We start from the raw sequence: 19,061 nt of genomic DNA, 5'->3' as shown, positions 1-19,061 counted from the left end.
AATCCCCGGATGAACCAGAATTTGATCCTGATCGCCGAGGACGACGCGGACATCCGCGACATGCTCACCTTCGCGCTCGAGGGGGTCGGCTACCGGACCGTCGCGGCCAAGGACGGAAACACCGCGGCCCGCATCCTCACGGTGGCCAAGCCGGTCGGGCTGATCACCGACGTGCGCATGCCGGCCCTCAACGGCATGGAGCTCTGCCGGCTCGCCCGCGGCAACCCGGACGTCCGGGACACCGCGATCCTGATGATCTCGGCGAACGCCCACGCCTACGACGTGGACGCCGGGCTCGGCGCCGGCGCCGACCGGTACCTGCCGAAGCCGCTCTCGCCGCGCCGGCTGGTCGGCGAGCTCCAGGAACTGATCACCAACCGACACCCTTCCCTCTAAGGCGGCCCCCGGATGACCACGGACTTCGTCTCGGCTCTCACCTCGGCGCCCATCTCCGCGCCGCCCAGCCCGACCATCCTCATCGCCGACGACGATGACGACGTGCGCGACGTCATCGCGTTCAAGCTCCAGGTCGCCGGCTACCGCACGCTGAGCGCCGACAACGGCCGCACGGCGCTCAGCCTCGCCGTCGAGGCGCGGCCCCGGGTCGTCATCCTCGACGTGACCATGCCGCAGCTGGACGGCCTCCGCGTCTGCCAGGAGCTGCACGCCCGGCCGGAGACCGCGCGGATCCCGGTCCTCATGATCAGCGGGAACAGCCGCCCGAGCGACCTCGACCTCGGCTTCTCGGCCGGCGCCGACGACTACCTGCCCAAGCCGTTCAGCCAGCGCGAGATGCTGCGCCGGGTGAACTCGCTGCTCATGTCCTCGGGTCGCTGACCGCGCCCCGGTAGCGGCCGGCCAGCAGCCGGATGTGCTCGACCAGCTCGGGCGGCCCGGTCACGGTGAAGTCGTGGCCGAGCAGGCCGAGGTGGACGGCGAGCGTCTCGACGCTCTCGGCGCCGGTGTCCAGCAGGCAGCTGGTGTCGTCGATCGCGGTGATGGTCCCGACGGCGGCGGTGATCCGCTCGGCGAGAACACCGGCCGGCGTGTGCACGACGACCCGGGCCCGGTACCGCCACGCGGCCGAGGACGCGCCCCGGCGCACCTGATCGACGGCCTCCTCGGGAAGCTCGCGCGGGGTGAACCGGGGACCGGTCGGCGTGCGCGGGCTCAGCCGGTCGACCCGGAACGTCCGCCAGTCGTCGCGCTCGATGTCGAAGGCGACCAGGTACCACCGCCGACCCCAGTTGACCAGCCGGTACGGCTCGGCCTCGCGCCGGCTCTCGCTCCCGTCGTGGCGGCGGTAGTCGAATCGCAGCCGCTCGTGGTCGCGGCAGACGGCGGCGAGGGCGCTGAGCGTGCCGGCGTCCACCCGCGGGCCCTGGTCGTCGCGGGGCACCGTCTCGGCGTACGTCTGCAGGGCGTTGACCCTCCGCCGGAGGCGGGCCGGCAGGACCTGCTCGAGCTTGGCCAGGGCGCGCAGCGACGTCTCCTCGACCCCGGTTATGGTGCCGCCCGCCGCGGTGCGCAGCCCGATCGCCACCGCCACCGCCTCCTCGTCGTCGAGCAGCAGCGGCGGCAACGCGGCCCCGGCGCCGAGCCGGTAGCCGCCCACCGCGCCCCGGCTGCCGTGCACCGGATAGCCCAGCGTGCGCAGGCGTTCCACGTCGTTGCGCACCGTGCGAGGGCTTACCGACAGCCGCTCGGCCAGCTCGGCGCCGGTCCACTCCCGCGGCGTCTGCAGCAACGACAGCAGGCGCAGCAGCCGCGCCGAGGTCTCCAACATTCCCGGAAGTCTGCCATTCCATTAGGAACGAAGCTTGCCTAAATGGCTCCTACGCTTCGGGCCATGACAATCACTCCGTTCCGCATCGACATCCCGCAGGCCGACCTCGACGACCTCCAGGAGCGGCTGGCCCGCACCCGATGGGCCGAGGAGCTGCCCGCGCCCGAGGCGGCGGCGCCCGGCCCGGTCCCGCCCGGCTGGGAGTACGGCGTGCCCGTGGGTTACGTGCGACAGCTCGTCGAGCGGTGGCGCACCGGCTACGACTGGCGGGCCTGGGAGGCGAGGCTCAACGCGTACCCGCAGTTCACGACCGAGATCGACGGGCAGACCGTGCACTTCCTGCACGTCCGCTCGCCGGAGCCGGAGGCGACCCCGCTGATCCTGACCCACGGCTGGCCCACCACGGTGGTCGAGTGGCTCGACGTGATCGGCCCGCTCACCGACCCGCGCCGCCACGGCGGCGACCCGGCCGACGCGTTCCATCTGGTCATCCCGTCGGTGCCCGGCTTCGGCTTCTCCGGGCCCACCCGCGAGCGGGGCTGGGACCGCTATCGGGTGGGTCGCGCCTGGGCCGAGCTGATGCGCCGCCTGGGGTACGAGCGTTACGGCGCGGCCGGCAACGACGGCGGCTCGCTGGTCTCGCCCGAGGTGGGCCGGGCCGACCCGGCGCATGTCCGCGGCGTGCACGTCACGCAGGTCTTCTCGTTCCCCGCCGGCGACCCCGCCGAGCTCGAGGGCCTCACTGAGGAGGAGCGCGGCCGACTCGCCTTCGCCGACTGGTTCGTCAACAACCGGGGTGCGTACGACAAGCTCCAGTCCACCGAGCCGCAAAACCTGGCTCACGCCCTCGCCGATTCACCGGCCGGGCTGCTGGGCTGGCACGCGCAATTGCTCGGCCCGACGCTCGACCCCGACTTCGTGCTCACCAACGTGGCCATCTTCTGGCTGACCAACACGGCCGCCTCCGCCGCCCGGTTCTACTACGAGGACGCGGCGACCGCTCCCGCCCGGCAGAAGTCGAACGGTCGCGGCACCGAGATCCCCGAGCCGACCACCGTTCCGCTGGGGCTGGCCAATTTCGCTTTCGACTTCCAGTCCATCCGTACGTTTGCCGAGCGCGACCACCGCAACATCGTGTCCTGGAACGTGTACGACCGGGGCAGCCACTTCTCCTCGCAGGACGCCCCCGATCTGCTGGTCGACGATCTCCGCCAGTTCTTCCGTAAAGTTCGCTGATGCGAACCCTGGGGCGACGGGAGCTGGGCCGGGCCCTCCTGGCCCGCCAGATGCTGCTGGAGCGTGCTTCCACCACACCCGAGGCGGCGGTCTCGCACCTGGTCGGCATGCAGGCCCAGTCCCCGTACGCCCCCTATTACGGCCTCTGGTGCCGCCTGCAGACCTTCGACCCCGCCGCCCTGTCGGCGGCGCTGACCGCCCGCCGCCTCCTCCGGGTTGCTCTGATCCGCAGCACCATCCACCTGGTCACCGTGGCCGACTATGCCGCGCTGCGACCGTGGTCCCAGCCCGCCCTCGACCGCGAGCTGAACACCGCCTTCAAGACGCCGTTGGCCGACCTCGACCTCGCCGCCGTCGCAGCCTTCGGACGGGACCTCCTTGCCACCCGGCACCTCACCCCCAAGGAGCTCGGAACAGCCCTGCACGACCACTGGCCCGACCGCGACCCCCACGCGCTGACCACCGTCGTACGCAATCTCGTGCCCCTGGTCCAGGTGCCCCCACGCGCCATCTGGGGCGTCGGCGGCACCACCCGCTACGCGACGGCGGCCGACTGGACCGGCGTCGAGCCCGCCGGCACCTTCGACGCCGAGCGGATCGTCCTGCGCTACCTCGCCGCCTTCGGCCCCGCCTCGATCAACGACTGCCAGACCTGGTCGGGCCGCACCCGCCTGCGCCCCGTCTTCGAGTCCCTGCGCCCGTCGCTGGCGGTCTTCCGCGACGAGCACGGCGTCGAGTTGTTCGACCTCCCCGACGCCCCACGGCCCGGCGCCGATGTCCCGGCGCCGGTCCGCTTCCTGCCCGAGTTCGACAACCTGCTGGCCTCCCACGCCGACCGCACCCGGGTCATGTCGGAGGAGGCCCGCAAGCGGGTGGCGACCCGCAACGGCATGTACGCGACGCTCCTGGTGGACGGCGAGGTGACCGGCGTGTGGCAGCTTCGCGAGGGCAATCTCGTGATCGACCCGTTCCGGAACCTGACCGCGGCCGAACGCGCCGAGGTCGACGCCGAGGCCGCCCGCCTGCTCACCCTGGCCGCCCCCGGCACCAACCATGACCTGCGCATCCGCCGCTAGCCGCCGGGTGGGCTGCGCAACACCGAAGTCAGCCGCCGAGACCGTTGTCCGCCATCCACCGCGGGTCCGGCGCGACCATCTGCAGGACCTCGACAAGCAGCCCGTCCGGCCCGGTCACCTGGAACCTCCGCTGCCCCCACGGCTCGGTCACCAGCGGCATGACCACCGTCAGACCCGCGTTCGACAGGCGCGCGTACTCGGCGTCGACGTCCTCAACCAGGAATGCCAGAAGGGTTCCGACCACGTCCTTGCCCCGAGTCGCCGCCGGCCACGCCGCATGGTCCCTCTGCACGAAGTCCAGGCTGAGGTTCGGATGGTCGGCATGCTGCGTGTTGACATACCACCCCAGATCGATTCCCACCGCAAACCCGAAATGCTCCCCGAACCAGGCAGCGCTCACCGTCGGGTTATGACGGCTCGTCAGCCTGGCCGGTCGGCCGGGCGGAGGAGCAGCGCCCGGGTGCAGCGGCAGGGCGCCGGAGGGGTCCATAAGACCGAGCCGGCGGGGCTGAGCACCTTCACCTGCGCGGCGTCCCGAGCCTTGCCGTCGACGCCGAGGCCGCGTTGCGGCGCGACCGGGCCGCAGGCGAAGTGACCACTGGGCCACCAGCAAGGTCGGCACGATTTCGAATGCTGTCTTGGGCATCGTCGCCGGCCTGGCCGCAGCCTATGCAGAGCACCAGCAGGCATCCGGCACGGCCGCCCAGCGCGGGCAGCCACCCAGCGCGGGCAGCCACCCAGAGCAACCATCGCACCGTGGGGTTTCAGGGGGCTCGGCCCCCTGAGCAGAAATGACGAGGGCGACCCGGTCCGCGCTTTCCGCGGACACAGATCGCCCAATCGCACTCGTGGAGCTGAGGGGACTCGAACCCCTGACCCCCACACTGCCAGTGTGGTGCGCTACCAGCTGCGCCACAGCCCCTTACCGCCCCGGTCACCCGGGCACGGAGGAAATACTACACACCTCGGCGGGTCAGTTGAGGAGGGGGTCCGGAGGGAAGTGGGCCACGGCCGCCAAAATGTCGCCCTGCCTGCGGAGAACCATTGCCCAGAGATCATCCGGGCGGTTCACGAAGGCGTCTCCGGGGAGGGCGTCCAGCACGAACCACGAGCCGGCCGCTATCTCCTCCTCCAGCTGGCCCGACGACCACCCTGAGTAACCCGCGAAGACGCGGATGCCGGCCACGCTGTCGCGGATGCGATCGGGGTCGGCGGACAGGTCGACCGTGCCGAGGGCGCCGGCGACCTGGTGGAAGCCGTTGACGCGCCTTTTCACGTCCGGGCGGGTACGGGCCAGGCAGATGGCCGACTCGGGCTGCACCGGGCCGCCCTCGAAGAGCACGGCGGGGTCGCCGGCCAGCTCGCCCCACGGGCCCAGAACGTCGGACACGGGGACCTCGGTCGCCCGGTTGAGCACGACGCCCAGGGCGCCGCCGGACTCGTGGGCCACCAGCAGCACGACCGTACGGTCGAAGTTCGGATCTTTCAGGGTCGGGGTCGCCACCAGCAACCTGCCGGTCATCGACTCCATCGACCGGCCTCCGATCCGCTGACCCTCGCTATACACGGGCTGCCCACAGCGCCCGGGGGTAGTCGTCTTCCACCAACGCCATGCTCAGCACATTAGCCCGTGATTCCGGGCCTCGATAAGGTCTGCCCATGAACGCAGCGGCGGAGATCGGTGTCATCGGCGGCTCGGGGCTGTACTCGCTTTTGACAAAAAGCGAGGAGGTGGAGGTGTCCACCCCCTACGGTCCGCCGTCGGATCCGATCACGGTGGCCGAGGTGGGTGGCCGCCGGGTGGCGTTCCTGCCGCGGCACGGGCGTGACCATCGTTTCCCGCCGCACAAGATCCCCTATCGGGCCAACATCTGGGCGCTCCGCGCTTTGGGCGTACGGCAGATCGTCGCCCCCTGCGCCGTGGGTGGCCTGCGCCCGGAGCTGGGTCCGGGCACGTTCGTGGTCCCCGATCAGCTGATCGACCGCACGAGCGGGCGGGTGCAGACCTTCTACGACGAGGGCGCCGTTCACGTGAACTTCGCCGATCCGTACTGCCCGAACGGCCGGCGTGTCCTTCTGGAGAGTGAAGTCGGTCCGGTGGACGGCGGCGCCATGGTGGTGGTCGAGGGGCCGCGCTTCTCGACCCGGGCCGAGTCGCGGTGGTTCACCTCGATCGGTGGCGCCGTGGTGAACATGACCGGCCACCCGGAGGCGGTGCTGGCCCGCGAGCTGGCCGTCTGCTACACGACGATCGCCCTGGTCACCGATCTGGACGCCGGCGTGGAGGGCGAGCACGGGGTGACCCAGGAGGAGGTGTTCCGGGTGTTCGGGGAGAACACGGAACGGTTGCGCGGGGTGCTCCTCGACGCGGTGACGAAGCTTCCCGCCGTACGCGATTGCGTCTGCTCTTCTGTTCTTGACGGGATCAAGATCCCGTTCGAGTTGCCCTGACATCGATCGGTCACATCGACGACGTTGGTACGTCCACGGCTCGACACCCGTCATTGAGAAGGTGCTGCCGTGCGGAGAGATCTTGCCTCGTCGCGCGCCGTCGGGTTCGCCGGCTCGGCTCTGATCGCGGTCGGCGGTCTGGGCGCGGGGGCGTTACCGATCGGCGTCCCGATGTTCACCGGTGGGCGACATGCCCGGCTCGGTCTGGTCTGTGTCTACAGCGGACTGTTGCTGCTGTTGCTCGCCTGGTGGTGGTACGGCCGGGTGGCCCGCCGCTCCGAGGACGACAACGGCTGGTGGCACACGCTCGCGTTGTGGGTTGCGCCGCTGCTGCTCGCGCCGCCGATGTTCAGCCGGGACGTGTACAGCTATCTCGCCCAGGGTCTGATGATCGACTCGGGGATGGATGTGTACCGGCACGGGCCGGCGCTGCTCGGCGGTGAGATCGCCGATCAGGTGCCGGCGATCTGGCAGCACACGCCCAGCCCGTACGGTCCGGTCTTCCTGATTGTCGCCAAGATGGTCGCCGGCCCGCATCTGATGCTCGGCATCGTCGCGATGCGGCTGGTCGCGCTGGGCGGGCTGGTTCTGCTGGCCATTGCCGTACGGATGCTGGCGCGATCGGCCGGGGTGAGCCCGTCGGCGGCGATCTGGCTGGCCGTGCTGAACCCGCTGGTGCTGATTCACCTGATCGGCGGCGCGCACAACGACGCGCTGATGGTGGGCCTGCTGGCCGCGGGCCTGGCCGCCGCGGTCCGCCGTCACCCGATCGTGGCCACTTTGCTGGTCGTCGCGGCGGCGCTGGTCAAGGTGCCGGCGGCGCTGGGCCTGATCGCGGTGGCGGCGATCTGGGCGACACATCTGGCCGGCCGGTGGCCGTGGCTGCGGGCGGCCGGCGCCGTGTGCGCGACCGCGGTGGCCGCGACGGTGGTGATCACCCAGGTGGCGGGGACCGGGTACGGCTGGATCAGCGCCCTGAGCACCCCGATCTCGTCGCAGAACTGGTCGTTGACCGGCCTGCTGGGCCGCTGGACGTCCGGGATGCTGGGCACGGCCGCCGCGGCGGACGTGTGGCGCTGGTTCGGCATGCTGGCCGTGGTGATCGTGGCCGCGGTGGTCTGGACCTACCGCGCCCGCCTCGGCCCGGTCTATGGCCTCGGCATCGTGCTGGTCGCGGTGGTCGTCTTCGGCCCGGCCATCCGGCCCTGGTACGTGGTGTGGGGCCTGGCGCCGATCGCCGCCGCGGCCGTGCACCACCGGGTGCGGCGGCTGCTGGCCGGGTTCTGCGCGGCGCTGGTGCTGGTGGTGCTGCCGGACGGGTTCGGCGCCGACGCCGAGCGGGTGCTGCTGGCCGTGATCGGCGGGCTGATCGGGGTCGCCGCGTTCCTGGCCGTCCACCTGGCGGTTTCCTACACACCGCAGCGCCTCGCCTGGACCCGCCGATGAGCCGCAAGGCCCAGGTCACACTGGTGACGCTGGCGGCCGTAGCCGTCGCCGTCTTCCTCGTGACCATCCCGACTTTCCGGCACTTCTTCGATCTGGGCGTCTATCGCGGCGCGGTGCGCTACTGGCTGATCGACGGCGGCGACCTCTACGACTTCCGCTACCAGGACACCGAGTACGGGTTCACCTATCCCCCGTTCGCGGCGCTGACGCTGAGCCCGCTCGCGATCACCTCCTGGCCGGTGGCGGTCGCGGCCGCGGCGCTGCTCAACGCGGGCGCGGTGGCGCTGCTGATCCGCTGGTACTTCGTGCCGATCCTGCGGCGGCGCGGGTGGCCGGTGTGGACGCCGTGCGCCCTGATGTTCCTGGGTTTCCTGGTCTTCGAGCCGTCCCGGGACACCTTCAGCTACGGCCAGGTCAACCTGCTACTGCTGGTGCTGGTGTGCAGCGATCTCCGCAATCGGCGGATGAGTGGCGTCGGCATCGGGCTCGCCGCCGCGATCAAGCTGACACCTGTCGTTTTCATCGGATATCTGATCCTGTCCCGGCAGTACCGCCAGGCGGCCACGGCGATCGCGACGGCGGCCACCGCCACCGTGCTGGCGCTGCTGATCGCGCCGGACGCGTCGATCAGGTTCTGGACCGACGCGGTCTGGGACACCAACCGGATCGGCAAGCTGTACTACGTCTCCAACCAATCGCTGCGCGGCGTGGTGGCCCGGCTGGACGCGCCCGGGACGCTGTGGCTGGCGGCCGTCGCGCTGGTCGTCGCGTACTGGTGCTGGTGGGTGCGCACCCGCCGGCCCGATCCGGTGACCGGGTTCGCGGTCACCGGCGTGATCGCCTGCCTGGTCAGCCCGATCACCTGGGTGCACCACCTGGTGTGGGTGATCCCGGGCGTGTTCCTGCTGCTCGATCGGGCGGTGGGGATTCCGGCGCGCCTCGCGGTGCTCGCTGCCGGGTTCGTCGTGATGAGCAGCAGCCTGGTATGGGCCTGGTGGGCGCATCCGATGGGCTGGGACGCGTTCGCGGGCAGCAACGCGTACGTGTGGATCAGTCTTGTGATTCTCGCCGCGCTCACCAACGAGGCTTGGGTCACCGCGAACGCCCCGGCTCACGGGATTCCCGCGGGGGCCGATAGGTCCTAGGAGCGTCCGCCGCCCGGGGCGACGCCGGGACCGAAGGTGGCGCGGTGGCGCGGTGGGCGAAAGTCGTCGTGGTGACCCTTGCCGTCCTGATCGGCCTGGCCGGTGCGGGTTTCGGCGCCGCTGCCCTGTATGCCGAGCACTTCGAGAGCGAGGTCGCGCGCGACGACATCCTCGGCCGGGCCTCCGCGCTTCCGAAAATCACCGAGGCCCCCGAGTACGTGATAGTCACCGGCCCTTCCGGGGCGCTGCGGGAATCCGGCACCAACTACCTGGTCCTCGGCGTCGACACCCGCGCCACCTGGACGCAGGCCCAGTCCCGCAGCGACACGATCATGCTGATCCACGTCGACGCGTCCCACCGGCACGCGAGCGTCGTCTCGTTCCCCCGGGATTCCTACGTCTACATCCCGCCGGTGCCCGGCCGATGGGCCGGAGGCAAGACCAAGATCAATGCCGCGTACGCCTGGGGCGGCGCGCCCCTGGTGCTGCAGGTGGTGAGCCACCTGACCGGCCTGGACATCGACCACGTCGTGCGGGTCGACTTCGCCGCCGTCCGAAAGATCACCGACATCGTCGGCGGGGTCGACGTGAACGTCCGCAAGGCGGTCACCGACGGACGCACCGGCTACCGGTTCCGCGCCGGCGTGAACCACCTCGACGGCAAGCGCGCCGAGATCTACGTCCGGCAGCGGTACGGCCTGGCCCAGGGCGACTTCGACCGGGTCAAGCGCCAGCAGCAGTACCTGCACGCGCTCGGCGACAAGATCCTATCGATGGGCGTGCTCACCAACCCGATGCGGCTGAGCTCGCTGCTCTCCGAGGTGGCGAAGTCCCTGGTGGTGGACTCGGGGCTCGACCTGACCGCAACCGCGCGCCAGCTCTCCGGCCTGCGCACCGACGACCTCGACTTCACCACGATCCCGTCCACCGGCTTCGTGCGCAGCGCCGCCGGCACCGCGAACCGGCTGGACAAGGCCGGGTGCCGCGATCTCTTCCTCGCGCTGCGAACGGACACGATGGACACGTACTTCCGCCGCCATCCGGGCTACGCGGCGGTCACTGGGTCCTAGGTCGCAGCGAGCGGACGTTCTCCGACGGGGGCTCGCCGGTCGTGGCCGTACGCATGCCGCTCAAATAGCCGTCGGTCTCGCGTCTCTCACCGTACTCGGAAGTCACCTCGGCCATCCGCTCGGCCAGAGTTTGCAAATCGCGCTCGCGGTCGCTCGCGATCTCCGCACGGAGATCGCCGAGCGCCGCCGTCAGGTCGTCGCCCGACACGCCCGGGGGCGTCGGCGCGGCCTGCTGCCGGAGATGGCGCAGTACCTGGTCGCGGGCGAAGATGACCAGCACCGCGAGCCAGGACAGCACGAAGAACCCGGTCACGATCGAGACGACGGCCAGCGGGCGCAGGTTGGGCGGCGGCGGAGGCAGGCCACCCGGCGGCGGGGGCGGCGGCGTCTGCCCCGACGGCATCTGGGTCAGCACCGTGACGATGAGCGCGCCGGTGGCTGCCGTGGCCACGATGACCGCGACCACGAGCAGCTTGCTGACCTGGAGGTGCCATCCCCCCAGCGCGGAGTGGTGATTGTCGGTCCGGGCCCGCTCGGTCACGCGTCGAGGCTAGTGCTCCGCGGCGCTCAGCGCGACATCGACCAGCGGCAACGTCCCCTTGAGACGCGAATCTGTCACCCGGATTTGCGACGCCGCAGCACTCGCCGGTAGGGCTCCAGCATCCGATCGAGGACCGTTTCCAGGGCCTGGCGGTCGGCGCGCGGGATCGGCGAATCGTCGGCAAGCATCCGGGCCAGCTCGTGGACCAGCGGATGAGCGGCGGGCAGGGTCGCCGGCGCCGGGCCGTGCAACCGATCCGGGTACGCCGCGAGGACCAGCTCGTTGATGCTCTTGCCCAAGATGGGGGCGATGCGCTCGATCGACCTGATCGTGGGCCGCTGCTCCTCGCTCAGCCAGCGCAGCACCACCGAGGGATCGGTGCCCGCGGCCCGGGCGAAGTGCGTGGGCGTCGGAAACCGGGCGGCCAGGATCGCTTCCTTGAGATAGACCCCGAAGCCGGTCGCCGCCATCGGCACAGCATAGGCGCGGTTCCGGGCGATGGCCGTAGTCCGAGCGACTGATTGGCTACAGGGTCGCGCGCTGCTACCGTCATTGTCTCGATAACCAACGGGCTCTTCGACCTTCGACGCAGAGGCGGTGGCACGATGATGATCTTCGCAATCGTCGTCCTGTGCGCGGCGCTCGTCCTCCTGCCGATCCGCCTGGTCCTGGCACGCCGGCGCAAGCCGGGGGCCCTCCCCGAGCCCGTCGCCTCAGCGGCACCGGGTGCTCCCGTGGCGGCGAGAGCACCCGGTGCGGACCTCCCCGCGCCGCGACGCCGCCGGCATGACAACAGCGGCCTCGGCCACTTCGCCGGCCACGGGACAAACGAGGCGCGCCGCACGTCGCGCAGTTCCCGCTGACCTTGTTTCGAAAAATGTCGTACCAGTAGGGGACCATCGGTCCCATGAACCCACCGGCTATCGAGACCACGGGTCTCGTCAAGACATTCGGAGACAACCGCGCGGTCGACGGCGTCGACCTGACCGTTCCCGCCGGCACGGTCTACGGCCTGCTGGGCCCCAACGGCGCCGGCAAGACCACCGTCGTGCGCATGCTGGCCACGCTCCTGCGCCCCGACGGCGGGACGGCCAGCGTGTTCGGCCACGACATCGTGCGCGAGGCCGACGCCGTCCGCAGCCGGGTCAGCCTCACCGGACAATACGCATCAGTCGACGAGGACTTGACCGGCACCGAAAACCTGGTCCTGCTGGCGCGCCTGCTCGGCCAGTCGAAATCGCAGGCCCGCGGCCGCGCCGCCCAGCTGCTCGAGGCGTTCGGCCTCACCGACGCCGCCGACCGCCAGGTGAAGAAGTACTCCGGCGGCATGCGCCGCCGCATCGACATCGCGGCCAGCATCCTCAACACACCCGACCTGCTGTTCCTCGACGAGCCCACGACCGGCCTCGACCCGCGCAGCCGCAACCAGGTGTGGGACATCGTGCGGGTCGTGGTGGCCAACGGCACGACGGTCCTGCTCACGACGCAATATCTGGACGAGGCCGACCAGCTGGCCCAGCGCATCGCGGTGATCGACCACGGCCGCATGATCGCCGAGGGCACGCCCGGCGAGCTCAAGTCGTCGATCGGCGCCGGCACGGTCCACGTCCGCCTGCGCGACGCGTCGCAGCGCAACGCCGCATCCGACGTCCTGACCTCGGCGCTGGGCACGACGGTCCAGCTGGAGGCCGATCCGGTCGCGTTGACCGCCCGCGCCTCCGGGTCCGACGCCCTGGCCGCCGCGCAGGCGTCGCGTGCCCTGGCGCTGCTCGCCGACGCCGGCATCATCGTCGACGACTTCTCACTGGGTCAGCCGAGTCTCGACGAGGTCTTCCTGGCACTTACCGACCGCGAGGGGGCGGCCGCATGAGCACCACATCCGAGCAGGCCACGGCCTACACCCCGTCGCCCGAGACGCTGGCCGCGGTCCTGTCCCGCGGTGACCGCCCCCGTCGCCCGAGCGCGTGGTCCGCCTCGATGACCTTCGGCTGGCGAGCGGTCCTGAAGATCAAGCACGTCCCCGAGCAGCTGTTCGACGTGACGGCTTTCCCGATCATCATGACCCTGATGTTCACGTACCTCTTCGGTGGCGCCCTCGCCGGTTCCACCAAGGAGTACCTGCAGTTCTTCCTCCCCGGCATCATGGTCACGAGCGTCGTCATGATCACGATGTACACCGGCGTGGGCCTCAACACCGACATCGAGAAGGGCGTCTTCGACCGCTTCCGCACGCTGCCGGTCTGGCGCCCCGCCGCCCTGGTCGGCATGATCTTCGGCGACGTCCTCCGCTACATCCTGGCCGCCACCACCATCATGCTGGTGGGCCTGGCCCTGGGCTTCCGCCCCGGCGGCGGCGTGGTCGGGGTGGTGGGCGGCGTGGCCCTGCTGGTCGTCTTCTCCTTCGCCTTCTCCTGGATCTGGACGATGTTCGGCCTGCTCCTGCGCTCGGAGAAATCGGTGATGGGCGTGAGCATGCTGGTGCTGTTCCCGTTGACGTTCCTCAGCAACGTCTTCGTCGAGCCCTCGACGATGCCGGGGTGGCTGCAGGCCTTCGTCGCGGTCAACCCGATCACCCACCTGGTGACGGCCATCCGCCACATCATGGCGGGCACCCTGCACATGCCGTCGCTGATGTGGACCCTGCTGGCCAGCGCCCTACTGGTGATCGTTTTCGGCACCCTGACGATGCGCCTCTACAACCGCAAGTGAGTCCGGCTCGATCGGCAGCCACAGCTCGCAGGTCGCGGTGCTGAAGTCGTCCGCGCGCTCGAGCACCGCGACGATCTCCGGACCGGGACGCAGGCGCCACGGATTGGAGGGAAACCACTCGGTCGCGGTGGCGGCCCACGCCGATTGCAGGGCCTGCGGGTACGGCCCGGCGGTGCGGAAGACCGCCCATCGGCCGGCCGGCACGTCGATGGCGTCCAGGTCGCCGGGCGCCGGGGTGCCCTCGGCGACGGCGACGCCGTACAGGTAGGTCAGCTCGCTGCCCTCGGCGCGGTCGGGGTCGAGGTCGTCGCTGACCTGCAGCAGGCCGGGCGGCTCGGTGTTGCTCAGGGCCTTCAGCCGGGCGTGCTCCTCCGGCGGTATGGCGGTCACGATCTGCTGGATGTGCGGATTGACGCCCTGGTGGATCAGCGGCACGCGGGCTGCGTGCCCGACGAGCCGGAACGCGGGACGGGCGACGACGCGGGTGTCCATGGGGATGCTCCCTTCGACGGTCAGGTGAAACCTGAGCTGCGGTTGTGTGCGAAGGGGGCCTCCATCCCGGCGTACGTCACCGGGGCCGGCGCCGTGGACCGCCCGGAACGCACGCCCGAACGCCTCGGCCGAGCCGTAGCCGTGCCGGACCGCGATGCCGAGCAGATCGTCCTCACCCCGGACGACGGCGGCGGCCGCGACGGTCATGCGACGCCGGCGCACGTACTCCGACAGCGGCATGCCGGCCAGCGACGAGAACATCCGGCGCAGGTGGTACTCGGTCGTGCCGAGCGACGTGGCCAGCTCGCCGAGGTCGAGCTCCTCCGTGAGGTGCTCCTCCACGAGGTCGACCAGCCGGTTGAGTGCCGAGATCACGAGGCCTCCTTTCCCCGTCAACCCTGGCCGATGGCGCCTCGTTCGCGCCCGATCGCCGCGGACCGGTCCGATCAAGGCCGAGATGCGCGCCGCGACACGCGCTACGGGCGCTGGCCGGCCTTGTCCACGATGGCGACCTTCAACAGCGCGGACTTGTAGATCACCGAACCCGGCTTCGGAGGCGGGCCCAGCCGCAACTCGGCCGTCCCCTTGCCGATGCCGGGCGAGCGGACCACCTTCGCGCCGGCCTCGTCGAACTCCGCCGCGATGATGTTCTGCCCGAGATACCGGTAGGTGGCCGGGTCGAAGACCAGCTCCTGACGAGAGCCCGCCTCGGTGCGCGTCACCGCCACGCCGACCCGCCCGGCGGCGTCGGCCACATTGCGGCGCACCTGCACGCCGGCGATCCGCCCGGCGGCCAGGAAGGCGGCCTCCTGCACGGCCGGCAGATGGTTCTTGTAGAGGATCTCGGTGATCTCGGTGAACGCACGCTGGTCGTCGGAGAGCCGGACGAATCCGCGGGGCATGCGGTCCGGCCCGGCGCCGACGGACACCCACGACGGTTCGGCGGCGGCAACCGCGTACACGTACGCCAGCAGGCCGTCCGCATCGGTCGGGATGCGGCCGGGCGAGTAGGCCGGTTCGGGTGTGCAGGCGATCTCCGGCGTGGTGTCCGGCCGGTCGATCGTCTCGGCCTGCTTGCCGTTCGTGCAGCCGTCGAGCCGCTGCGGCTTCGTTCCCTGGATCACCAGTCCGTCGTGGGTGCCGTCCACCGACAGCCAGGTCCGCGTGCGCACCGGCTTGGCGGCCCTCGAATCCACCTCGACGGAGTCGATGAACAGGAACTGGTCTTTTCGGGCCTCCATCGCCGGGGTGGCGGCGGCGTGCTGGGCCGCCAGCAGCAGCACCTGCTCGGCGCCCGCCGGGGATGGTGGTGCGGCGCCGACCCCGGATCGGCCGCCCGCTCCCGGATCGGGCGGCGTGGGCCGGCCACCTGTGACGTCGGTCAGCTGTCCCGCCACCAGCGCGGCGGCGATGGCCGCGGCCAATCCGATCTTCCAGGCCAGGCGCACTCCGCGTGGGCGGCGGTCCGCATGCAGCATGCCGTTCATCACCCGATGCCGGACCTCAGCGGGCGGGTGGTCCTCGGCCGGGGCCAGGCTCGCCCCAAATTCCTCCAAAATAGACAAATCAGATTTCATCGTACGCCTCCAGCGCCTTCCGAACTTTTCGCCTGGCCCGACTGAGCCGGGAACCCACGGTGCCCTGGGGGATGTTCAAGGCGTCGGCCACTTCGTCGTAGCTGAGCTGCCCCCACGCCACCAGCAGCAGCACGTCGCGATCGCGGGGATCCAGGCCGGCCAGCGCGGCGGCCAGCGGCCCCCGCGCCGCGCCGGCGACCACCCGGGCCGTCACCTGATCGTCCGGGCTGTCCTGCACGGTCTCGTGCGTCGAGCGGGCCATGGCCCGGTAGCGCGCCTTTTCCCGCCGCTGGTGAGCGGCCATCTCCCGGGTGAGGATGCCGAACAGCCAGGGCCGGGCGTCCTGCCGGCCGAGGTCGTACGATGCTCGCCCGCGGAACGCCGCGAGAAACGCCTCCGCCACCACGTCGTCGGCGATCCCGGGACCCATTCGCTGATACGCGTAGCGGTACAGCATCGCGGCGTACCGGTCGTAGATCACCGCGAACCGATCCGGATCCGCCAGCGACGCGCGAATGACCGCGGCGTCAGTGTCGGCGCCGGCCTCGGCCGCTGCCTGCGTCGCCGCAGCCATGCGAGCTCCTGTCGTCGGTCTGCCTCCTACACGTATCTATGCGCGAAGGCCGATCCGTCTTCATCCTCCAGCGCCGGCCCGCCCGCTTATTTGGGCGTATTGCCGCTCGTGCACCCCGGCCACCCACTCCCAGCCCTCCTTGGCCGACGGGCCGATCCGCGGGTCATCGGCGGCGCCGGCGTCACGCAGGGCGTACACGTACGCCCGATCCTGGTTGATCCGCGCGCGCACTTGGCCGCCTTCGCCGACCGCCCCATGACCGGGAATGACGACATCGACGTCGCCCGCCATCTCCTCGAGCAACCGCAGCGCGGCCAGGTAGTCCTCGATCGGATCGGCGGCGCCGCTCAGGTCGAGCATCGGAATCAGCACATCGGACAGCATGTCGCCCGCGATGAGCACTCCGCGTTCCTCGATCAACAGCGCCGCATGCCCCGAGGCATGCGCTTGATGCTCGACAATCCGAACCTCAGGCCCGTCCCACGGGACCCGCGCCGTCCCGGCCGGCAGACCGGCAATGAGCCCGAGCAGCTCCAACGGCACCCGCTCGACGATCTCCGGCGGCATCACCCGGACGACGCGAGCCTTCGCACCCGCGTCCGAAAGCCGATCCCGGACAACAGCCGCACAGCGGGCCGTGCCATAGCGTGGCCCCGCGCCGAGCCCCGGATGCCACAGCAGGTGATCCCAATGAGGATGCGTCGAGAACCCCGCCACAACGGCCTGCCCCATCTCGGACAGGTCGTCGGCGAGGCAAGCCATTTCGTCGCCGAGCACCCCGGGGTCGACGAGCAACACGCCGGCCCCGCCTTGCACCACAACGGCGTTGCTCTGGCAGAACTCGCTCTCGTGGACCAGCACACCATCCGCGACTTGTCTCAGCACCCGGCGCTCCCCTGCTCGTGCTCTTCCGGTCCCATCACATTCATGTTTGTATATCCGCAGCTTCTCTCAGGGCTTGAATTAACCAGGAGTGAATCGTGAGCGAGATCAACCGCCGCCAGCTGCTGGCCGGCATTGCCGGTGCGACGATACTGCCGGCGACGGGTGCGCTACTCCGCGCCGCACCGGCCAAGGCCGCGCCTCCGGCCTCAGTCCTGCCGCCCCGGACCGACGTGCTCGCCGTCGCGCGCAGGGTCAACGACCAGTGGATCGGCGCGCACGGCGACCCGGGAAACAATCAGTGGGCGCGGGCGACCTACTTCAGCGGCAACATGGCCCTCTATCGCGCCACCGGCGAGGCGCGCTACCTGACGTACACCCGCCAGTGGGCGGAGCAGAACAACTACGCGATCAACAACGGGGTGGCCACGCGGCACGCGGACGACCACACCGCCGGGCAGGTCTACTACGACCTCAACGACTTCGAGCCCGCGGCCGGCAAGATCGCGGCGATCAACGAGTCGATCCGCCGGATGGTTCACGGCACGAGCCAGCAGACCAAAGTGGACGACTGGTGGTGGGTCGACGCCCTGCACATGGCGATGCCGGTGTTCGTCCGGGTGGCCCGCCAGACCGGCGACGACGCCTACCTGCAGAAGATGTTCGCGCTCTACACCCACACCAAGCGCACCCGCGTGCTCTACGACTACACCAACGAGCTGTGGTGGCGCGACGAGGGCGCCAAGGCGGCCCGCTCCCCCGCCGGCAAGCTGGTCTTCTGGTCCCGCGGCAACGGCTGGGCGCTGGCCGCACATGCCAAGATCCTCAATCAAAACCCCGATTTGGGTACGAGGTGGCCAGAGTTCCGCTACAACATCCAGGGTTTGGCGCGCTCGCTGGCGAAGGCTCAACGCGCCGACGGCCTCTTCAACGTCAACCTGATCGACCCGGCCCACTTCGGCGGCCCGGAGACGAGCGGCACCGCGTTCTTCGCGTTCGGCCTGGCCTACGGCATCCGCGCCGGCATCATCGACCGGGCAACCTACCTGCCCGTGGTAGCTCGCGCCTGGAACGGCATGGTCGCCACCTCCGTACACGCGGACGGTTTCCTCGGCTACGTCCAGGGCGTCGGCTACGCCCCCGAGTCCAGCCAGCCGGTGACGACAAACTCAACCGCCGACTTCGGCGTCGGCGGCTTCCTGCTGGCCGCCTCGGAGGTAGCGAAGCTGACCACCTGACCAACCAACCGAGATCAGGCGCTTGGATCCCAGTCGACGAGCTGGTCGAAGATGCGTCGGTCGCCTTCCAGCTCCAGCGAATCCAGCGGAATACGACCGTAGAAGACCAGAACCAGGTCATTGGCCGTGCCCCGGGCAGAGACGTCGGGTGTGCCCGCCTCGTCGGCAGCCGTGGACGAGACTCTTGCCCCGTCCGGAGAGAGCCGCAGGCGCCACGAGCGCCCCTCGGTCGCGTGGTAATCGACGACCGCGGGTTCGTGCGGCCAGGGGACGGTAGTCGCGCAGCAGGTGAACTGAAACTCCTCGACCCCATCGAGGGCGACGTCGTCCGGCAGCGGCTGCGGGGCGCCGAGGGCAAGTTGGGCGTCGTACGTATGCACCGCGACCTCTTGAACTTGGTGCCGGGCCACCGCACCAGAGGTCTGCGGCGACTGCGAATCACCCCACCAGGTCCAGCAGCCGCGATCCGGACCGGCCTCGCGCAGCGTCCTCCCCAGGAGCTCGATGGACTGGCGCAACCACCCCAGCAGCGCCGCGCGCTCCCGAGGCGCGCCCGAGCCGTCATCCCACGCGGATTTGTCCGGCGGAGCGTCGCCCGCCCCCGCGGCAACGATCGCGGCGGCCTTGCGGCGCCCCATGCCCACATGCTGCGCCAGATCGAACAGCGTCCATCCAGGACAGGTCGCCACCGGCACCTCAAGGCTGGGCGCAGACGCGATGGCGGCGCAAAAGACCGCCGACCGTTCGTCGATCAGGCGCAGCAGCTCAGAAAACCCCAGGCTCGTCTCCACCGCCGATGTCTACCACCAAGATCACCACTTGAAAACGAGTTTTCAAC

At 70.4% G+C, this 19,061-nt stretch carries 22 protein-coding genes and 1 tRNA gene; 12 read left to right on the top strand and 11 right to left on the bottom strand.

The window, feature by feature from the left end; translation table 11 throughout:
• Positions 1-9 precede the first annotated feature (9 nt).
• Positions 10-396 carry a response regulator transcription factor gene (locus ACQPZX_RS05540; protein ID WP_433375228.1) on the top strand — a complete coding sequence of 129 codons (387 nt, stop codon included), beginning with the start codon at positions 10-12 and terminating at the stop codon, positions 394-396.
• Between the two features lie 12 nt (positions 397-408).
• A complete protein-coding gene (locus ACQPZX_RS05535; RefSeq protein ID WP_433375226.1) occupies positions 409-837 on the top strand; it encodes a response regulator in 429 nt (142 codons plus the stop codon).
• Here ACQPZX_RS05535 and ACQPZX_RS05530 read toward each other — a convergent pair.
• Positions 818-1,786 carry a helix-turn-helix transcriptional regulator gene (locus ACQPZX_RS05530; RefSeq protein ID WP_433375223.1) on the bottom strand — a complete coding sequence of 323 codons (969 nt, stop codon included), beginning with the start codon at positions 1,784-1,786 and terminating at the stop codon, positions 818-820. The two genes, ACQPZX_RS05535 and ACQPZX_RS05530, sit on opposite strands and share 20 nt — an antisense overlap.
• 63 nt (positions 1,787-1,849) lie before the next feature.
• Here ACQPZX_RS05530 and ACQPZX_RS05525 point away from each other — a divergent pair, with 63 nt between their 5' ends.
• Positions 1,850-3,022, top strand: a complete 1,173-nt coding sequence (locus ACQPZX_RS05525; RefSeq protein WP_433375220.1) for an epoxide hydrolase family protein — start codon at positions 1,850-1,852, stop codon at positions 3,020-3,022.
• Positions 3,022-4,098, top strand: coding sequence for a winged helix DNA-binding domain-containing protein (locus ACQPZX_RS05520; RefSeq protein ID WP_433375218.1), 1,077 nt, complete (start codon positions 3,022-3,024; stop codon positions 4,096-4,098). The genes ACQPZX_RS05525 and ACQPZX_RS05520 overlap by 1 nt, the downstream gene beginning before the upstream one ends.
• Positions 4,099-4,126: 28 nt before the next feature.
• Here the strand turns inward: ACQPZX_RS05520 and ACQPZX_RS05515 are convergent, their stop codons facing one another.
• From ACQPZX_RS05515 to ACQPZX_RS05505, 3 genes are all read right to left on the bottom strand, one after another.
• Positions 4,127-4,498, bottom strand: a complete 372-nt coding sequence (locus ACQPZX_RS05515) for a VOC family protein (RefSeq protein WP_433375215.1) — start codon at positions 4,496-4,498, stop codon at positions 4,127-4,129.
• Between the two features lie 449 nt (positions 4,499-4,947).
• Positions 4,948-5,020: transfer RNA gene (locus ACQPZX_RS05510), tRNA-Ala, on the bottom strand.
• A 51-nt stretch (positions 5,021-5,071) separates the two neighbouring features.
• Complete coding sequence (locus tag ACQPZX_RS05505) at positions 5,072-5,629, bottom strand: YqgE/AlgH family protein (RefSeq protein WP_433375212.1); 558 nt, start codon at positions 5,627-5,629, stop codon at positions 5,072-5,074.
• A gap of 128 nt (positions 5,630-5,757) precedes the next feature.
• Between ACQPZX_RS05505 and ACQPZX_RS05500 the strand changes: the two genes are divergently transcribed.
• From ACQPZX_RS05500 to ACQPZX_RS05485, 4 genes are all read left to right on the top strand, one after another.
• The gene (locus tag ACQPZX_RS05500) at positions 5,758-6,549 is read left to right on the top strand and encodes an S-methyl-5'-thioadenosine phosphorylase (RefSeq protein WP_433375209.1); all 792 of its coding nucleotides are present in this window, start codon (positions 5,758-5,760) and stop codon (positions 6,547-6,549) included.
• Positions 6,550-6,618: 69 nt separating this feature from the next.
• Complete coding sequence (gene mptB / locus ACQPZX_RS05495; RefSeq protein ID WP_433375206.1) at positions 6,619-7,995, top strand: polyprenol phosphomannose-dependent alpha 1,6 mannosyltransferase MptB; 1,377 nt, start codon at positions 6,619-6,621, stop codon at positions 7,993-7,995.
• Positions 7,992-9,140, top strand: coding sequence for a glycosyltransferase 87 family protein (locus tag ACQPZX_RS05490; protein WP_433375203.1), 1,149 nt, complete (start codon positions 7,992-7,994; stop codon positions 9,138-9,140). The genes mptB and ACQPZX_RS05490 overlap by 4 nt, the downstream gene beginning before the upstream one ends.
• Before the next feature lie 44 nt (positions 9,141-9,184).
• Entirely contained in the window at positions 9,185-10,210 is a 1,026-nt protein-coding gene (locus ACQPZX_RS05485; RefSeq protein WP_433375201.1) for an LCP family protein, read from the top strand.
• Here ACQPZX_RS05485 and ACQPZX_RS05480 read toward each other — a convergent pair.
• On the bottom strand, positions 10,197-10,751 hold the full coding sequence (locus ACQPZX_RS05480; protein ID WP_433375198.1) for a hypothetical protein: 555 nt from the start codon (positions 10,749-10,751) through the stop codon (positions 10,197-10,199). The two genes, ACQPZX_RS05485 and ACQPZX_RS05480, sit on opposite strands and share 14 nt — an antisense overlap.
• A gap of 74 nt (positions 10,752-10,825) precedes the next feature.
• A complete protein-coding gene (locus ACQPZX_RS05475) occupies positions 10,826-11,221 on the bottom strand; it encodes a helix-turn-helix domain-containing protein (RefSeq protein WP_433375195.1) in 396 nt (131 codons plus the stop codon).
• A 135-nt stretch (positions 11,222-11,356) separates the two neighbouring features.
• On the opposite strand from ACQPZX_RS05475, the gene ACQPZX_RS05470 reads away from it, so the two are divergent.
• From ACQPZX_RS05470 to ACQPZX_RS05460, 3 genes are read left to right on the top strand one after another with little or no spacing between them, the layout of a single operon-like run.
• Positions 11,357-11,614, top strand: coding sequence for a hypothetical protein (locus ACQPZX_RS05470; protein WP_433375192.1), 258 nt, complete (start codon positions 11,357-11,359; stop codon positions 11,612-11,614).
• Between the two features lie 44 nt (positions 11,615-11,658).
• Positions 11,659-12,621, top strand: a complete 963-nt coding sequence (locus ACQPZX_RS05465) for an ATP-binding cassette domain-containing protein (RefSeq protein ID WP_433375190.1) — start codon at positions 11,659-11,661, stop codon at positions 12,619-12,621.
• A complete protein-coding gene (locus ACQPZX_RS05460; protein WP_433375187.1) occupies positions 12,618-13,460 on the top strand; it encodes an ABC transporter permease in 843 nt (280 codons plus the stop codon). Before ACQPZX_RS05465 ends, ACQPZX_RS05460 begins: the two co-directional genes overlap by 4 nt.
• Here the strand turns inward: ACQPZX_RS05460 and ACQPZX_RS05455 are convergent.
• From ACQPZX_RS05455 to ACQPZX_RS05440, 4 genes are all read right to left on the bottom strand, one after another.
• Positions 13,407-14,327, bottom strand: a complete 921-nt coding sequence (locus ACQPZX_RS05455) for an AraC family transcriptional regulator (RefSeq protein ID WP_433375184.1) — start codon at positions 14,325-14,327, stop codon at positions 13,407-13,409. The genes ACQPZX_RS05460 and ACQPZX_RS05455 overlap by 54 nt on opposite strands.
• A 101-nt stretch (positions 14,328-14,428) precedes the next feature.
• Complete coding sequence (locus ACQPZX_RS05450; protein WP_433375181.1) at positions 14,429-15,529, bottom strand: CU044_5270 family protein; 1,101 nt, start codon at positions 15,527-15,529, stop codon at positions 14,429-14,431.
• Positions 15,519-16,103, bottom strand: coding sequence for an RNA polymerase sigma factor (locus ACQPZX_RS05445; RefSeq protein WP_433375178.1), 585 nt, complete (start codon positions 16,101-16,103; stop codon positions 15,519-15,521). Before ACQPZX_RS05445 ends, ACQPZX_RS05450 begins: the two co-directional genes overlap by 11 nt.
• Before the next feature lie 60 nt (positions 16,104-16,163).
• Positions 16,164-16,988 (bottom strand): MBL fold metallo-hydrolase, encoded by an 825-nt coding sequence (locus ACQPZX_RS05440; protein WP_433375175.1) that lies wholly within the window; start codon positions 16,986-16,988, stop codon positions 16,164-16,166.
• Positions 16,989-17,083: 95 nt separating this feature from the next.
• Between ACQPZX_RS05440 and ACQPZX_RS05435 the strand changes: the two genes are divergently transcribed.
• Positions 17,084-18,223, top strand: a complete 1,140-nt coding sequence (locus tag ACQPZX_RS05435; RefSeq protein WP_433375173.1) for a glycoside hydrolase family 88 protein — start codon at positions 17,084-17,086, stop codon at positions 18,221-18,223.
• Between the two features lie 14 nt (positions 18,224-18,237).
• Here ACQPZX_RS05435 and ACQPZX_RS05430 read toward each other — a convergent pair whose 3' ends face one another.
• The gene (locus ACQPZX_RS05430) at positions 18,238-19,014 is read right to left on the bottom strand and encodes a maleylpyruvate isomerase family mycothiol-dependent enzyme (protein ID WP_433375170.1); all 777 of its coding nucleotides are present in this window, start codon (positions 19,012-19,014) and stop codon (positions 18,238-18,240) included.
• Positions 19,015-19,061 lie beyond the last annotated feature (47 nt).

Origin of the sequence: Actinoplanes sp. CA-142083 (assembly GCF_050942195.1) — a bacterium.
Taxonomy (GTDB): domain Bacteria; phylum Actinomycetota; class Actinomycetes; order Mycobacteriales; family Micromonosporaceae; genus Actinoplanes.
This window is presented reverse-complemented; position numbering and strand designations above follow the sequence as displayed.

Bases quoted from the DNA above. Each gene is read 5' to 3' on its own strand.
- ACQPZX_RS05505 (WP_433375212.1), bottom strand. From the start codon at position 5,629: ATGGAGTCGATGACCGGCAGGTTGCTGGTGGCGACCCCGACCCTGAAA.
- ACQPZX_RS05475 (WP_433375195.1), bottom strand. From the start codon at position 11,221: ATGGCGGCGACCGGCTTCGGGGTCTATCTCAAGGAAGCGATCCTGGCC.
- ACQPZX_RS05460 (WP_433375187.1), top strand. From the start codon at position 12,618: ATGAGCACCACATCCGAGCAGGCCACGGCCTACACCCCGTCGCCCGAG.
- ACQPZX_RS05490 (WP_433375203.1), top strand. From the start codon at position 7,992: ATGAGCCGCAAGGCCCAGGTCACACTGGTGACGCTGGCGGCCGTAGCC.
- ACQPZX_RS05470 (WP_433375192.1), top strand. From the start codon at position 11,357: ATGATGATCTTCGCAATCGTCGTCCTGTGCGCGGCGCTCGTCCTCCTG.
- ACQPZX_RS05520 (WP_433375218.1), top strand. From the start codon at position 3,022: ATGCGAACCCTGGGGCGACGGGAGCTGGGCCGGGCCCTCCTGGCCCGC.
- ACQPZX_RS05525 (WP_433375220.1), top strand. From the start codon at position 1,850: ATGACAATCACTCCGTTCCGCATCGACATCCCGCAGGCCGACCTCGAC.
- ACQPZX_RS05540 (WP_433375228.1), top strand. From the start codon at position 10: ATGAACCAGAATTTGATCCTGATCGCCGAGGACGACGCGGACATCCGC.
- ACQPZX_RS05535 (WP_433375226.1), top strand. From the start codon at position 409: ATGACCACGGACTTCGTCTCGGCTCTCACCTCGGCGCCCATCTCCGCG.
- ACQPZX_RS05450 (WP_433375181.1), bottom strand. From the start codon at position 15,529: ATGAAATCTGATTTGTCTATTTTGGAGGAATTTGGGGCGAGCCTGGCC.
- ACQPZX_RS05530 (WP_433375223.1), bottom strand. From the start codon at position 1,786: ATGTTGGAGACCTCGGCGCGGCTGCTGCGCCTGCTGTCGTTGCTGCAG.
- ACQPZX_RS05445 (WP_433375178.1), bottom strand. From the start codon at position 16,103: ATGGCTGCGGCGACGCAGGCAGCGGCCGAGGCCGGCGCCGACACTGAC.
- ACQPZX_RS05500 (WP_433375209.1), top strand. From the start codon at position 5,758: ATGAACGCAGCGGCGGAGATCGGTGTCATCGGCGGCTCGGGGCTGTAC.
- ACQPZX_RS05465 (WP_433375190.1), top strand. From the start codon at position 11,659: ATGAACCCACCGGCTATCGAGACCACGGGTCTCGTCAAGACATTCGGA.